11 protein-coding genes are annotated in these 15,495 nt (G+C 34.1%); 5 read left to right on the forward strand and 6 right to left on the reverse strand.

Annotated elements, in window-relative coordinates:
* Positions 1–8 precede the first annotated feature (8 nt).
* Both ACSV4D_RS06225 and ACSV4D_RS06230 read right to left on the reverse strand, forming a co-directional pair.
* Complete coding sequence (locus ACSV4D_RS06225; protein ID WP_439227533.1) at positions 9–839, reverse strand: DNA/RNA non-specific endonuclease; 831 nt, start codon at positions 837–839, stop codon at positions 9–11.
* 83 nt (positions 840–922) lie between these two features.
* Entirely contained in the window at positions 923–3,184 is a 2,262-nt protein-coding gene (locus ACSV4D_RS06230; protein ID WP_408081766.1) for a carboxy terminal-processing peptidase, read from the reverse strand.
* Between the two features lie 183 nt (positions 3,185–3,367).
* Here ACSV4D_RS06230 and surE point away from each other — a divergent pair, with 183 nt between their 5' ends.
* The 4 genes from surE to ACSV4D_RS06250 all read left to right on the forward strand — a co-directional run bounded on the left by surE (position 3,368) and on the right by ACSV4D_RS06250 (position 7,913).
* Complete coding sequence (gene surE / locus ACSV4D_RS06235) at positions 3,368–4,147, forward strand: 5'/3'-nucleotidase SurE (RefSeq protein WP_439227534.1); 780 nt, start codon at positions 3,368–3,370, stop codon at positions 4,145–4,147.
* A gap of 85 nt (positions 4,148–4,232) precedes the next feature.
* Positions 4,233–5,348 carry a lipid-A-disaccharide synthase gene (lpxB, locus tag ACSV4D_RS06240; RefSeq protein WP_439227690.1) on the forward strand — a complete coding sequence of 372 codons (1,116 nt, stop codon included), beginning with the start codon at positions 4,233–4,235 and terminating at the stop codon, positions 5,346–5,348.
* Positions 5,341–5,847, forward strand: a complete 507-nt coding sequence (locus ACSV4D_RS06245) for a C40 family peptidase (protein ID WP_408081764.1) — start codon at positions 5,341–5,343, stop codon at positions 5,845–5,847. The genes lpxB and ACSV4D_RS06245 overlap by 8 nt, the downstream gene beginning before the upstream one ends.
* Before the next feature lie 38 nt (positions 5,848–5,885).
* On the forward strand, positions 5,886–7,913 hold the full coding sequence (locus ACSV4D_RS06250) for a ComEC/Rec2 family competence protein (RefSeq protein ID WP_439227535.1): 2,028 nt from the start codon (positions 5,886–5,888) through the stop codon (positions 7,911–7,913).
* A gap of 15 nt (positions 7,914–7,928) precedes the next feature.
* On the opposite strand, the gene ACSV4D_RS06255 is transcribed toward ACSV4D_RS06250, so the two are convergent.
* Genes ACSV4D_RS06255 through ACSV4D_RS06270 form a run of 4 tightly spaced genes read right to left on the reverse strand, consistent with a single transcriptional unit; the run spans position 7,929 to position 13,978 of the window.
* A complete protein-coding gene (locus ACSV4D_RS06255; protein WP_408081762.1) occupies positions 7,929–8,396 on the reverse strand; it encodes a thioredoxin family protein in 468 nt (155 codons plus the stop codon).
* A gap of 46 nt (positions 8,397–8,442) precedes the next feature.
* Positions 8,443–10,248 carry a peptide MFS transporter gene (locus tag ACSV4D_RS06260; RefSeq protein ID WP_439227536.1) on the reverse strand — a complete coding sequence of 602 codons (1,806 nt, stop codon included), beginning with the start codon at positions 10,246–10,248 and terminating at the stop codon, positions 8,443–8,445.
* A gap of 5 nt (positions 10,249–10,253) precedes the next feature.
* Positions 10,254–11,798, reverse strand: coding sequence for a peptide MFS transporter (locus ACSV4D_RS06265; RefSeq protein WP_439227537.1), 1,545 nt, complete (start codon positions 11,796–11,798; stop codon positions 10,254–10,256).
* Between the two features lie 14 nt (positions 11,799–11,812).
* The gene (locus ACSV4D_RS06270) at positions 11,813–13,978 is read right to left on the reverse strand and encodes a S9 family peptidase (RefSeq protein ID WP_439227538.1); all 2,166 of its coding nucleotides are present in this window, start codon (positions 13,976–13,978) and stop codon (positions 11,813–11,815) included.
* A gap of 180 nt (positions 13,979–14,158) precedes the next feature.
* On the opposite strand from ACSV4D_RS06270, the gene ACSV4D_RS06275 reads away from it, so the two are divergent.
* Entirely contained in the window at positions 14,159–15,481 is a 1,323-nt protein-coding gene (locus ACSV4D_RS06275) for a hydroxymethylglutaryl-CoA reductase, degradative (RefSeq protein ID WP_408081758.1), read from the forward strand.
* Positions 15,482–15,495: the final 14 nt, after the last annotated feature.

Here is a 15,495-nt window from a genome sequence, read left to right on the forward strand (position 1 = left end):
TAATACGGTTATTTAGCAATCCAGGAAGTAAGATTTACATTCTTTTCTAAATCATTCTCTATACTGTCATCTAATTTTGGGAAGAAATCAATTCCGGTCATACCTTCTAATTTATCAACTGAAACCACATAATCGTAAATTGGCTTACTGCTTTTTTTATTAGGAATCAGAAAAGCCAGCATCTTGTAATTTCCTTTAGAATGCTTCAAAAGAATTTTATAGAAATAGTCAGGAACAATTACTTTTTCTTTCCCAACAGACTTTGAACTTCCTTTTAAAACGCCGCCTGTCACTATAATTAACCCGTTATTTTCAACTGCCCAAAACCGTACTTTCTGTTCCAGTCTATTCCAGATTCCGGCATTAAAATCATGATTTTGAGGACTTATATTCGAAGTATAAAAAGTATCATTATACGCCTCAATATCAAACTCCATATCGGCAGCCGGACATAAATGACCTTTATCAAAACCTGACTTTTTATAATTTCTCCAATCTGCTGATTTAGTTTTCACTTTAGGATCCTCAATAAAAAAAGGACGTTTAAAATCACTATTCTTAATGTAACTTTTCTTTAATTCATAAGCGACCCACTCTGCCTGTTCCGCTTTTTCGTTGTAAGACAACGTAAAATAGTTATGTTCTACAATTTGCGAAGTTGTTGATGTGGGCAAATAAAAAGCCAAATCTTTTACTGAAACCTTAACATTATCATAATCTGAATTAACAACGGATATATCTGAATTTTGTATTTCAATTTTATTATTCCAGATAGCTTCTTTACATGATAAAAGCACAAATCCAAAAACAATAACTCCAAAAATAAATTTCTTTTTCATAAATATTAAGCTCTATTCTAATAAAAAAACGCTTTGGAAACTACTAAATTCCCAAAGCGCTTTATTATTTTCTCTTATCTTTTTTAATTTGTTTTAGCTAATTTTTCTTTTTTTAGTTTACTGGCGTGAACGGGCGTTTTTTTCAAATTAATTTTAGTCTGTAAGTCATCCAGCACATTCAATGCTTCTTCTACATAAATATCTTTAGATAAACTCTCGTGCCAGCGGTCTCTCTTTTCTTTTAAGACATTATCCTTACTCATTTGTTCTGTTTCATATGGTAAAGACGTAAATTTCAAATCATTTTTATAATCAAAAATAGGCTTGTACTTTTTAGCCTTCTCTTCAATAGCACTTTGTGCTTTTCTAAACTTATCAATGTTCAGGCTATATTCATTTTCTTCACTTCTGGAATCAATCCATTTGGCATTCTCTTCAATCAGCTTAAATTGCGGATTAGCAGCAATACGCTGTTTACTATGCAAAATTGCAGTGGCAAAATTGCCATTATTATTCCACACAGAATAATCAGCAGGATCAATTTTGTCCCAAGGCATTGCATTTTCCACATCACGCTCTCCCATTTTCAGGTAAGAATACCTGTCCGGCATCACCACATCACTGCTTACTCCCTCTAATTGTGTAGAACCTCCATTGATTCTGTAGAATTTTTGAGTAGTAGTTTTAAGCGCTCCTAAATCTCCAAGTTCATTGCTACGTACAAATTGATTCAGATCAATCACATTTTGAACTGTTCCTTTACCATATGTCTGCTTACTTCCAATGATTACTCCACGTTTATAATCCTGAATAGCTGCTGCCAGAATTTCAGAGGCTGAAGCGGAAAAACTATTGACCATAATTACTAATGGTCCGTCCCACTCTATCTTTTTATCTCTGTCGTATAAAACCTCTTTTTTTCTTCCTGCTGATTTAATCTGAACAATAGGTCCTTGTTCAATGAATAATCCTGCAATATCTACAACAGTCGACAAAGATCCTCCTCCGTCATCACGAACATCTAAAACGATACCATCAACCTTAGCTTCTTTTAAGCGTTCTACTTCTAAAGCAATATCTTTTCCTGCATCTCTTCCTTCTTTGTTTTCAAAATTGATATAGAATTTAGGAAGGTAAATCACACCATATTTTAGTCCGTTTTTAGTAACAACACTGGATTTAGCATAAGTTTCTTCAATTTCTACAATATCTCTGATTATAGAAATTACTTTAATAGTACCGTCAACTTTTTTAATAGTCAAACGCACTTCAGTTCCTTTTGGCCCTTTGATTTTTTTTACCACATCATCAAGACGCATTCCTACCACATCTACCGGTTGACCGTTACCCTGAGCTACTTTCATAATCACATCTCCCGCCTCAAGCTGTTTTCCTCTCCAGGCTGGTCCTCCTGAAATCAGTTCGGAGATTTCAGTATAATCGTTTTTCTTTTGTAAACGTGCACCAATACCTTCTAAAGTACCACTGATACTTACATCAAAACGTTCTTTCTCCTCAGGAGCAAAATAGTTAGTATGCGGGTCAAAACGGGCTGTAATAGAATTGATATAAACAGAAAACCAGTCATTTCTATCCAAATCTTTCATGAATCCAAAATATTCATCCAGAGATTTCGATGTATTTTCACGAGTTTCTTTTTCTAATTCTTCAAAAGATTTCGGCTTGCTATCTGCTACTGATTCTTTTTCATCCACTTGAGTTGTTTCTTCTTCCTCTAATGGATTTCCCGGAATGGCAACTTCTTCTTTAGAAACCTTACCTTTATTTTCCTGAATTTTCAATTTATCTGTCAGTGAAGAAAGCGTTGTTAACTTTAACTGTTTTCTCCAGCGTTCTTTTAAATCAGCTTCATCTTTAGCATAAGGAGCTTTTTCATAATCAGTATTAAAACTTTCATCAACAGTAAAGTCAAACGGTGATTTTAAAATTTCTTTATAAAATCCCTGACTTTCTTTCATTCTCTGCATCAGACGCTCATAAGATAAAGTAAAAAATGTCAGGTCTTTATTAATCAGTTCGTCATCAAGTTCTAATTCATATTTTGAAAATTCATCAATATCAGATTGCAGAAAGAAACGTTTTGAAGGATCTAAAGCCTGAATATAATCCTTATAAACACCTTTAGAGAAAGCATCATCAATAGCTGCAGGATCATAATGCCCTTTTTCTATTACAAATGTTAGTAATTCTAAAAGTAATTTATCTTTATCGGGGTCGGTTTCAGAAGCCGATTTTATTTTAAAAGCAAATAGTGATACCGATAAAATAACAACGGCAAGAAGTAATTTATAATTTCTCTTCATAAGACTAATAATAGTATTCATCCAAATTTTTAAACTAAGTTACGGGAAAAACTATGCCAAGGATAATAAGGCATCCCTAATTTTTTGTTAAAGATATAAAAATGTTTTTTTTACAATAGCAATAATCATGCAACTAAATTAATTTTAGTTACTTTGTTTAAAATTTTTCTTCCTGAGAATTTTTGTTAAAAAAACTATTACAAAATGACAAAGAGTAAACCCTTAATTTTAATTACAAATGATGATGGTGTAACGGCACCCGGAATCAAGGCTTTGATAGCTGTTATGAAAGAAATTGGAGATATTGTAATAGTAGCACCTGACAAACCGCAAAGTGGAATGGCACATGCCATTACAACCAGTGAGACATTATTTTTAAATAAAATTTCGACCGAAAAAGATCCTTTTCCGATTTACAGCTGCTCCGGCACTCCGGTAGATTGCGTAAAAATAGCGGTAAAAGAAGTACTTAAAAGAAAGCCTGATTTATGTGTTTCCGGTGTTAACCATGGTTCTAATTCTGCTATAAATGTTATTTATTCAGGAACAATGAGCGCCGTAATTGAAGCCGGAATTGAAGGAATTCCTGCTGTAGGATTTTCTCTTTCCGATTTTAACTGGAATGCTAATTTTGAAGAAATCAAGCCTTTTATTCGAAAAATAGCTTTAGAAACGCTACAAAACAAATTACCTAAAGATGTAGTTTTAAATGTTAATTTTCCAAAGCTAAAACAAAAAGAAATTAAAGGAATCCGGATATGCCGCCAGGCAAAAGCTTTCTGGGCTGCAAAATTTCACAAAAGAAAAACACCGCATGATCGCGATTACTACTGGTTATCAGGTGAATTTACCAATCCGGATCAGGGTGAAGATACTGATGAGTGGGCCTTAAATAACGGATACATATCTATTGTTCCGGTTCAGTTTGATTTAACGGCATATCACGCTACAAAACAGCTGAATACCTGGAACTGGAACGAATAAATAAAAAGTTTAAAAAAGTCTCTTTATTTGATTCCTCAAAATGGAATGGTTAATTTTGAATACTGATTATAATAAGCAGCTTAAAATGAAATACTACATTATAGCCGGAGAGGCATCAGGTGATTTGCATGGTTCTAATTTAATGAAAGCTATTTTCAAACAAGATTCCAATGCTGAAATCCGGTTTTGGGGTGGCGATTTAATGCAGAAAACAGGAGGAACTTTAGTAAAACACTATCGGGAATTAGCATTTATGGGCTTTGTAGAAGTGCTGTTTAATTTAAAAACTATTTTAAATAATATTAAATTTTGTAAAGCAGACATTCAGCAATTTCAGCCTGATGTTATTATTTTTATTGATTATCCCGGTTTTAACATGCGTATTGCACAATGGGCTAAACAAAAGGGTATTCCCACACACTACTACATTTCTCCGCAAATATGGGCCTGGAAGGAAAACCGAATTAAAGCGATTAAAAGAGATGTAGACAAAATGTATGTGATTTTACCTTTTGAAAAAAACTTTTACGAAGACAAACATCATTATCCGGTAGAATTTGTGGGACATCCGCTTATTGATGCCATTCAAAATCAAAAACCAATAGAAGCTGCTACTTTTAGAACTGAAAACAATTTAAGTGAAAAACCTATTATTGCGTTACTGCCCGGAAGCCGAAAACAAGAAATCACTAAAATGCTTTCGGTGATGCTTAGCGTAGCAGATGATTTTCCGGATTATCAGTTTGTAATTGCAGGAGCTCCGGGTCAGGAATTTTCTTTTTACGAAAAGTTTATTACCAAAAATAATATCCGATTTACTGCTAACAAGACGTATGATTTGTTAAAAATTGCTCACGCTGCCTTAGTTACTTCGGGTACAGCAACTTTAGAAACAGCGCTTTTTAAAGTTCCGGAAGTGGTTTGTTATAAAGGAAGCTGGATTTCCTACCAAATCGCAAAACGCATTATTACCTTAAAATACATCTCATTAGTTAACTTAATTATGGATGAAGAGGTAGTAACCGAATTAATTCAGGACGACTGCAATACTAAAAACATAAAAAAGGAGTTAACTAAAATACTGGATTCCCAATACCGCCAAAATCTATTAGCTAAATACGATATATTAGAACAAAAGCTGGGCGGAACCGGAGCAAGCGAAAAAACAGCTCAATTAATTATTGCCAATTTAAATGCATAGTAAAAGCCTTTTAAAACCGTTATTGTATTTCATTCTTTTACCAATTATCTTTACTTCCTGTAAATCCACCGCAGTAGCAACCGGCAAAAAAGAAAAAAATAACAGCTTGCATCTGGCTGATAAAATAATCAAAACTGCCTCGGAGAATCTGGGTGCTCCATACAAATATGCCGGAACCACAAAATCAGGTTTTGATTGTTCCGGATTGGTTTTTTCCACTTTTAATCAATATGACATTAAACTCCCGCGAAGTTCTGCAGAGCAATCTAAAGTGGGAATTGATTTAGGAAAAAATCTTTCGAAAGCTCAAAAAGGAGATTTAATCTTTTTTAAAACCAATGGGCGGAGTAAAATCAATCATGTAGGCATTATAACTGAAACTAAAGATGACGAAGTGCAGTTTATTCACTCTTCCACTTCCAGAGGAGTCATAATTTCCTCAACCAAAGAAGCTTACTATGATAAAACTTTTACACAGCTGAGCAGAATTTTACCTTAAAAAAAGATTACTCTATAGAAAATTCGTACTTTAGAATCATGAAAGTATTTGAATTTCCATTGGCAAGAATCACAATAAGTTTTCTACTGGGAATTCTGACTGCTTTTACTTGTCGTCCCAATCCAAAATGGATTTTCGGATTTCTTATTTGTTTCTTATTACTAACATGTTTTTTTATTTTTTTAGTCCGCAAAAGCCGCAAGAACAAACGCTATACTTCTCTGCTTTGCTATTTCATTTCTTTCCTTACCGGAATAAGCAGTTTGATAATTCAGACTGATTCTTTTCAAAAAGACAATTACAGTAATCACAAAACCGTTTTTGAAAAAGAGCATTCTGTTACACTGGTTATCAGAGAAAAATTAAAAAACACTACTTACAATCAGCGTTACATCGCTTTGATTAAATCGATAGACCATAAAAATTACAGTGGGAAAATTTTACTGAATATCTCTAAAGAAAGTACTTTACAAACACTACAGACAGGAAACATTTTACGCATTCAGGCTTATATTCAAAAAAACAAAAAGCCTGATAATCCTAATCAGTTTAATTATGGTAGTTATCTTGATAAAAAGCAAATCTATGCCCAGATATATGCTAATCTAACAGCTATTGAACTAAGTTCTGAATTACAAAAAGACAGCTGGTTTTACATTGCCAAAATCAGAACCCGAATAACTGATAATTTACAAAAAGCACATTTTGACCCAACAGCACTAACAGTAGCCGCCGCTTTAATTTTAGGTCAAAGACAGGATATCGATCCCGGGATTGTTCAGGATTATCAATATGCAGGTGCCATTCATATTTTGTCGGTTTCCGGATTGCATGTTGGTTTTATTTTTTTATTTCTAAATTTTATACTCATCCCAATTCCAAATACCCGAAAAGGGTCATTTTTAAAATTAAGCATAATATTAAGCTGTTTGTTCATTTTTGCATTCGTTGCCGGTCTATCGCCTTCTATTGTCCGATCGGTTACCATGTTTTCTTTTGTTGCCATTGGATTACATCTTAGAAGAAGCGTGAATATCTACCATACCTTATTAGTATCAATATTATTGATCTTACTTTTTCAGCCCTATTTCCTGTTTGATGCCGGATTTCAATTGAGTTATTTAGCGGTGTTTTTTATTGTTTGGTTCCAACCTGTTTTATCGCAACTTTGGAAACCAAAAAACAAAACAGCAAAATACAGCTGGGATATTTTAACGGTTTCATTCGCTGCTCAAATAGGGACTCTGCCTTTAAGTTTGTACTATTTTCATCAATTTCCGGGGTTATTTTTCATCACTAATCTGGCAGTTATCCCATTATTAAGTTTTATAATGTTTCTGGGAATTATAGTAATGGCATTTTCAGCAATAAATTTTACCCCTTTTTGGTTAACAAAACCGCTGGAATGGAGCATTTATTTACTGAATAAAATCATCAATACTGTAGCTTCATTTGAACAATTTATTATCAAAGACATTCCTTTTAATTTCAGTCTGCTTACTTTTAGCTACCTTTTAATTATTGCCTTTATAATCTGGTTTAAAAAGCCGTATTTTAAAAGTTTAGCATTCGCATTACTTAGCATTATTTTATGTCAGCTAACATTCCTAAGTAACAAATGGCAAATTCAGCATCAGGAAGAATGGCTTGTTTTTAATCAAAAAAGAAACAGCCTCATAATTCAGCGACAGGGAAATGAAGTTGTTGTTTATTCTAAAGATAGTGCTGTCGCAAAAAACAAAATGCTTAACTCTTATTTAATTGCAAATTTTTGCCGTATAAAAAATCAAAAAGAAATACAGCACGTGGCATATTTCAAAGCGAATAAAATTCTTATTCTGGACAGTGCCGGTATTTTTCCGGAAAACACAAAACCGGATATTATTCTGCTCACCCAATCGCCTAAAATAAATATCGACCGTATCCTCTTATCTTTACAGCCAAAACTGGTAATTGCGGATGGCTCTAATTATAAATCGATGTTACCGCAATGGGAAATGAGTTGTAAGAAACAAAAAATCCCTTTTCACGCTACTGCCGAAAAGGGATACTTTCAATTAAAATAATTGTATTCTCTAATTTTATTTCTGACTTAAAATTCCGTTAGCCACTTCTAACCAGGCAACCGGGCCACCGGGAACATAACCTGTTTTTCCAAGTGGTTGTAAATTAAATTTCTCATCCTTCTTCTCACCTCTAACGAAGTAAACTGTCGGATACCCCACAATCCCTAACACACCTCTAATCTGGTTATACTCCTGTCTAATCTCTTGGGCTTGAGGTGTCCTTGTTGGATCATCTATTTCAACCAATATCACTTTTTCTTTTGCCCATTTAGTAAATTCGGGTGTTGTTAAAACTTCTTTCTGCAAACGCATACACCATGTACACCAATCACTTCCGGTAAAAAACATGAGTAATGGCTTATTTTCTTTATTCCCTATTGCAATAGCTTCCTTAACATCTGTATGCCATGTTAATTCTTCTTTTTGTGCCTGAGCAGAAACTATACCAATACAGAAAACAGCAATTAAATATATTTTTTTCATAATTTTCTATTTTGTTCGAATAGTCAACAAATATAATGCCTAATTTTTATTTCACACCGTGCATTAACTTTTTAATTACCGGAGACATTCCAATTGAGAACAAAGCGACCAAAATTGAAATAATTGTTAACATCCAGAAAAAGTAACTCAATCCATGCTCATTGGCAATTTTATCAATATTTTCTCCAAACATACCTGCTCCTTTCATTCCGATAGCTACTGCCAAATACCACACACCAAACATAAAGGCAATCATACGAGCCGGAACCAACTTACTCACATAAGAAAGTCCAACTGGCGAAATACACAATTCTCCCATTGTGTGAAAAAGGTAAACCAAAATCAACCAGATCATACTTACTGAAGCTGTTTTTGCCCCTGGTTCAATACCATTTGCACCAAAAGCCACGCAAGCCATCCCTAATGCCAGTAATCCCATTCCGATTCCGTATTTTAAATTTGCGGAAGGATTGTATTTACTTTCCCACCATTTTGAAAATAACGGAGCCAAAGAGATGATGAATAATGAATTTAAAGTAGAAAACCATGTTGCCGGAACTTCTGTTAAAGCAGTGGCCACTTTTTCAATTTTTAATCTTTCCAAAGTTGAATCAGATAAGGATAAATATCCTGCAGTATAATAATCTTTAGTAAGCATCCATATTGCAATTGCCCATAATATGATAAAACTTATACTCAATATGATATTGGCAACAGCATAATATTTGAAAGTCTGTTTGAATAATAAAATTAAAACCCAAGTAATAATAATTAAAGGTAAAATAGTAATTAATGAATTGACAACCAAAAAGATTACACTCCAGTTACCCACTAAAATACGATCGGTATAATCACTTGCAAATATGGTCAAACTATTTGGAGACTGCTCAAAAATAGCCCAGAAGAAAATAGTCAGAAAAGCGAAGAAGGTTACTGCTATTAGTTTTTCTTTGGTGATTTTAGAATACTGTGTAAATCTGTAAATTAATAATATAATAAAAACAATCAAAGCCGAAACAATTGCAATCGAGTTCCCATCAGATCCCAGAAAAGAAAAAAGATTTATCTTTCCTCCTGATATTTTTGATGCTGGATCATTTAGAAGCCATAATAAAGCTACAATTGAAGAGAAAGCTATTGCTACTAATTGCAAGGGAGAAAAAGGATTTCTTTTATCCAAATCCAAAGCCTCAGCTTTTGCTTTACTCTCCTTGTTCGGTTTTAGGCCAATATCACCGAAGATATTTTGAGACAGCCAAAACTGCAGCATTCCGAAGAACATAAAAATCCCTGCTAATCCAAAACCATAACTCCAACCTACCTTTTCACCTAAATAACCACAAAGTAAAATTCCGAAGAAAGCTCCGGCATTTACGCCCATGTAAAATAATGTATATGCTCCGTCTTTCTTTTCAGGACGATCTTTATACATTTCCGAAATGATAGAGGTCATGTTAGGCTTGAAAAAACCATTTCCAAAAACCAACAAAACCAATCCAAGATAAATAGAAAATTCCGTTTCAACAGCCATAGATGCATGTCCTAAAGTCATCAAAACTGCCCCGACAACAACTGCCCATCGAAAGCCAATTACTTTATCGGCAAAATAACCTCCAAGCATTGTAGAGAGATACACTAATCCCACGTAAGAACCGAAAAGTGCAGAAGCATTTTCACGAGTCCATCCCCAACCGCCATCTATAAAAGAAGTGGTTAAAAATAATATTAACAGAGAACGCATTCCGTAAAATGAAAAACGCTCCCACATCTCTGTAAAAAACAAAACGAATAAACCGGCAGGATGACCTAAAACGGTACTCTTAAAAAATTGATCTGTATTATTCTGACTCATCTATATTAATTATTTAATTCTTTATCAACTCCGTGCATTAATTTTTTAATTACTGGTGAAAGTACAAATAGCACAACTCCAAAACCAATTCCTGTATAAAAAAGATATTCAAAAAGCACTAAGTAACTTTGTTTTGCTAAATTTAAGTCAGGAGCCGTACCATTTGAAGTATCTACTGAAGCGATATTTGCTAAAATTGATGCAATAAATTCGGAACTTGCTGTTGCCAAAAACCACACCCCCATCATAAAACCTACAATTTTTGCCGGTGATAATTTTGTTACAGCAGAAAGCCCAACAGGAGACAAGCATAATTCTCCACATGTATGTAGAAAGTAAGTTAGTATTAACCAAATCATAGCTACTTTTCCAAGTCCTGATAAACTAATCCCTAAAACCAAAGAACCAAAACCTAATCCCACGAGCAATAAAGCCATAGAAAACTTCACAGCCGTATTTGGATTATATTTCCCAAGTTTCACCCATAACCAGGCAAAAACAGGCGCTAACAAAATAATAAATAATGCATTAAAGCTTAGAAATTGCCCAGCAGAAATAGTGTGCCCAAAAAAGTCCCTATCCAAAATTCTGTCAGCAAATAAATTTAATGATGTGTAAGCCTGTTCGAATAATGCCCAGAAAATAACAGTGAAAACAATCAAAATTGTCAAAGCAATCAACTGTTCTCTGGCTTTTTTATCTAATTGTGTAATACTATAATAAACAATATAAACAAACGAAGCGGCTCCGGCTATCATTAAAGAATAAGATACAGCTTCATGTCGCTGCACCATCTGCCAAAAAATTAATGCTGATAGAACACTCAGAAAATAAATAATCCATTCGTTTTTTAATCCAAAAGATTTCTTTTCTAATAATTCCGGCACTTTTGATTCTCCTTTTCCTTTCAACAATTTTTTTCCTGAAATAAAAGTCAACAAACCAAAAAGCATTCCTACCCCAGCAGCTCCAAATCCGTAACTCCATCCATACTTTTCTCCAAGCCATACACAAATTAAAGTAGCTAAAAAAGAACCAAGATTTATTCCCATATAGAATAAGGTAAACCCGGAGTCTCTTCTTTTATCACCCACTTCATAAAGTTCTCCAACTAATGAAGATATATTCGCTTTAAGGAAACCGACACCAACAATTATAAGAGACAGTGAAAAATAAAATATCTGTAATGCTAAATCATCTCTTGTGATTTCACCCGTTACTGATTGCGTAGCAGCATTCCCTTCATAAGCCATTCCAAGATGTCCTAATACCAGCATTATTCCTCCAAAAACAATGGCTTTACGAAATCCTAAATACCGGTCTGCAATAAAACCTCCAATTACCGGAACTGCATATACAAGGGCTGCATAACTTCCAATTAACAAATTCCCATTTACATCTGTAAAAAGATGGTAACGAGTTAAATAAAAAATCAACAAAGCTTTCATTCCATAAAATGAAAAACGTTCCCACATTTCTGTAAAAAACAATATAAAAAGGGCTTTTGGATGTCCAAAAAAATCTTCTTTGTTTACTGAGTCATTTGTCATAAAGCGTTGATTATTTATAAATTTTCATTTATAAAGTTAGTCATTTTATTAAACAACTGAATCCGGGTCATTCCCCCATAAATTCCGTGATTACAATCCGGATAAATCTGAGAATCAAATTGTTTATTGGCTTTTATCAAAGCATTCATCATTTCCATAGAATTTTGAAGATGCACATTATCATCAGCGCTTCCGTGAATTAAAAGATATTTCCCTTTTAACTGAGCAGCAAAATTAATAGGTGAATTATCATCATATCCACCTGGATTCTCCTGTGGAGTATGAAGGTACCTTTCGGTATAAACGGAATCGTAAAAACGCCAGTTAGTAACCGGAGCTACTGCAATCGCCATTTTAAAAACATCATTTCCTTTCAAAATACAATTGGAAGCCATAAATCCACCATATGACCAGCCAAAAATTCCTATTCTGTTTTTGTCCACATAAGGATAATTCCCAATCACTTTAGCAGCATCAATCTGATCTTCAACTTCGTATTTTCCCAGTTGCAACTGTGTTACTTTTTTAAATTCAGCACCTTTAAAACCAGTTCCTCTTCCGTCCACACACACTACAATATATCCTTGCTGCGAAAGCATTAAACACCAGTAATCATCCAGAGAATTCCATTGATTCGCTACTTGCTGAGAACCCGGTCCCGAATACTGCGTCATAAATACAGGATACTTTTTAGATACATCAAAATCTTTTGGTTTAATCATCCAGGCATTTAATTCAATTCCTTTCTCTGTCTTTAAAACAAAAAACTCTTTTTCAGGTAAATTGTATTCTTTCAACCGTTGTGTTAAAGCAGCATTATCTTCAATAACTTTCAATTCTTTGCCCGATTTGACTTCATTCAAAGTATAAGTGGTAGGCTGATTCACGCTGGAAAAAGTACGGATATAATAATCAAAATTTGGGCTGAATGTAGCTTCATTAGTCCCGTTTTCATCAGATAATGCTATTTTACTTTTCCCATTCAAAGCAATCTTATAAACACCCCGGTTTATCGAACCGTTTTCGGTTGACTGATAAAACGCCGTATTGTTTTTCTCATCAATCCCGTAAAAGCTTGTAATTTCCCAATTCCCTTTAGTCACCTGATTTTTCAGTTTTCCTGTTTTATCATAATAATAAATATGATTAAAACCGTCTTTTTCGCTGGTCCAGATAAAACTATTGTCTTTTAGAAAAGTAAGATTATCGGTAACATCAATATAAGCTTTGTCTTTTTCGTTTAAAACCACTTTTTTAGCAGCTGAATTTCCATCAATAAAAAACAGGTCTAAATTATCCTGATGTCTGTTTAAAACCTGAGCAGATAAAACATTTGCATCATTAGTCCATTGAAGTCTGGCAATATAAAAATCGGAGTAATCACTCAGATTGACTTTTTGCGTTTGCTGGGAATTAATATCACAAATATGAAGAGAAACTTCGGAGTTTTTTTCTCCTGCCTTTGGATACTTAAAAGTCATCATCTGTGGATACAAACTTTCTCCATAAACCGGCATAGAAACTTCCGGAACCTGAGATTCATCAAATCGGATGTAAGCAATTTTCCTGCTGTCTTTGGACCAGTCAAAAGCTCTCACAAATGAAAACTCCTCCTCATAAACCCAGTCACAAATTCCGTTAATAATTGCATTTTTTTTACCGTCGGCTGTAATTTGTGTTGTCGTTGTTGCTGCTATATCATAAACATATAAATTATTTTCTCTGGCAAAAGCAATTTTCTTTCCATCAGGAGAAAAAGTGGGTTCCTGAATTTGGAAATCAAATAATCGTGTTATTTCTTTTTTCGAAATATCATATAAATAATAATCTGCAGTAAATGAATGGCGGTAAACAGCTGTAGAATTACAGGCCAACAATAGTTTTTTCTCTTCCGAATCAAAAGTGTAGGCATCAATAGCCGGTATTTTTTCTGATTTAGAATCTACAATTGTTGCCGTTTTTTGTAAACTGGAAAAATCATACAAGTCAATTTGTGTAGACTGTGTTGCCTGATCATAATTCAAAACCGTGTATTGATTGGATTTTTTTAACGAATGTAATTCGTCCATATCCTGAGTGCGATACGTTCCTCGATAAATAGATTCGACAGTTATTTTTTGTTGTCCAAAAACAACCATACTCAACAAAAACAAAACGAAGGAAAGCAGCTTGTGATTCATATTTTAAATTATCTGTATAGAAAACCCCAATTTTAGTAAAAAAAAGATACATATCAGCTATTTTATTGATTAAAATTCAGCCAATAAAAAACAATAATCTTATTTATTGATGCTAATTTAATGAAAAATAAAAAGGCTAAAACGTATCTTTGCCGCTCATTATATTTTAATTAACTGAAAATGAATAAAACCGTAGCAGGATTCTCAAAACTATCAAAAGAAGAAAAAATAAACTGGATTGCCTCCGCTTACTTTTCAAATCCGGAAAATGCCGTTTTATTATTAAAAAAATACTGGAATTCTGATGAAAAACTTCAAAAACTGCATGATGAATTTATAGAAAACACCATTAGTAATTTCTATATTCCGCTGGGTGTGGCTCCTAATTTTTTAATTAATGATAAATATTTTACTATCCCAATGGCAATTGAAGAAAGCTCTGTAGTTGCTGCAGCTTCTAAATCGGCTAAATTCTGGGCTAGCCGCGGTGGTTTTAAAACTACAATTCTCAATACGGAAAAAATAGGTCAGGTTCATTTTTTATACCGAGGAGATATTTCTAAACTGGAACTGTTTTTTGCCCGGACAAAAGCTAAATTTTTCTCAGAAACAGAAAGTCTTACTAAAAACATGCAACAGCGTGGTGGTGGAATTCTGGACATCCGACTGGAAGACAAAACCCAGTTATTAGACGATTATTTTCAGCTTCATGCTACTTTTGAAACCATCGACAGCATGGGGGCTAATTTTATCAACTCCTGTTTGGAACAATTTGCTAAGATTTTAAAAACCGAAGCACAGGCTTACGAACTTTTTACTGAAGAAGAAAAAAACATCGAAGTGGTGATGAGCATTCTTTCTAATTATGTGCCAAATTGCATAGTTAGAGCCGAAGTTTCCTGCCCAGTAGAACAATTAGCAGAGAAACACATTCCGAATCCTGAAATTTTTGCACAGCGTTTTGTTCAGGCCGTGCAAATTGCCGAAGTAGAACCTTTTAGAGCCGTAACGCACAATAAAGGAATTATGAACGGAATTGACGCCGTAATCCTGGCTACAGGTAATGATTTCAGAGCTGTAGAAGCAGGTATTCATGCTTATGCTGCCAGACAAGGTCGATACAGCAGTTTATCTCATGCTAAAGTTGAAAACGGAATATTTAGTTTCTCGCTGGAAGTGCCATTAGCCTTAGGAACTGTAGGCGGATTAACGAGTTTACACCCCTTAGTAAAGCTTTCGCTGGAAATGCTCGAAAACCCATCTGCAAAAGAATTAATGGAAATTGTTGCTGTGGCCGGACTAGCTCAAAACTTTGCCGCTTTACGCTCCTTAACCACAACAGGAATTCAGGACGGACATATGAAAATGCATCTGAATAACATTCTGAACCAACTTGAAGCTACTAAAAACGAACGTGATGCTGTACAAAAACATTTTAAAGACCATGTGGTTTCGCATAGCGGAGTCGTTAATTTTATTGACAGTTTAAGAACAAAACAATAGCAGCTATTTTAATT

This window comes from Flavobacterium sp. ARAG 55.4, from assembly GCF_051846875.1.
Lineage (GTDB): Bacteria > Bacteroidota > Bacteroidia > Flavobacteriales > Flavobacteriaceae > Flavobacterium > Flavobacterium plantiphilum.

What these genes read in the sequence shown, in the direction of transcription:
- ACSV4D_RS06225 (WP_439227533.1), bottom strand. Translation starts at nt 839, where the DNA reads ATGAAAAAGAAATTTATTTTTGGAGTTATTGTTTTTGGATTTGTGCTT.
- ACSV4D_RS06230 (WP_408081766.1), bottom strand. Translation starts at nt 3,184, where the DNA reads ATGAATACTATTATTAGTCTTATGAAGAGAAATTATAAATTACTTCTT.
- surE (WP_439227534.1), top strand. Translation starts at nt 3,368, where the DNA reads ATGACAAAGAGTAAACCCTTAATTTTAATTACAAATGATGATGGTGTA.
- lpxB (WP_439227690.1), top strand. Translation starts at nt 4,233, where the DNA reads ATGAAATACTACATTATAGCCGGAGAGGCATCAGGTGATTTGCATGGT.
- ACSV4D_RS06245 (WP_408081764.1), top strand. Translation starts at nt 5,341, where the DNA reads ATGCATAGTAAAAGCCTTTTAAAACCGTTATTGTATTTCATTCTTTTA.
- ACSV4D_RS06250 (WP_439227535.1), top strand. Translation starts at nt 5,886, where the DNA reads ATGAAAGTATTTGAATTTCCATTGGCAAGAATCACAATAAGTTTTCTA.
- ACSV4D_RS06255 (WP_408081762.1), bottom strand. Translation starts at nt 8,396, where the DNA reads ATGAAAAAAATATATTTAATTGCTGTTTTCTGTATTGGTATAGTTTCT.
- ACSV4D_RS06260 (WP_439227536.1), bottom strand. Translation starts at nt 10,248, where the DNA reads ATGAGTCAGAATAATACAGATCAATTTTTTAAGAGTACCGTTTTAGGT.
- ACSV4D_RS06265 (WP_439227537.1), bottom strand. Translation starts at nt 11,798, where the DNA reads ATGACAAATGACTCAGTAAACAAAGAAGATTTTTTTGGACATCCAAAA.
- ACSV4D_RS06270 (WP_439227538.1), bottom strand. Translation starts at nt 13,978, where the DNA reads ATGAATCACAAGCTGCTTTCCTTCGTTTTGTTTTTGTTGAGTATGGTT.
- ACSV4D_RS06275 (WP_408081758.1), top strand. Translation starts at nt 14,159, where the DNA reads ATGAATAAAACCGTAGCAGGATTCTCAAAACTATCAAAAGAAGAAAAA.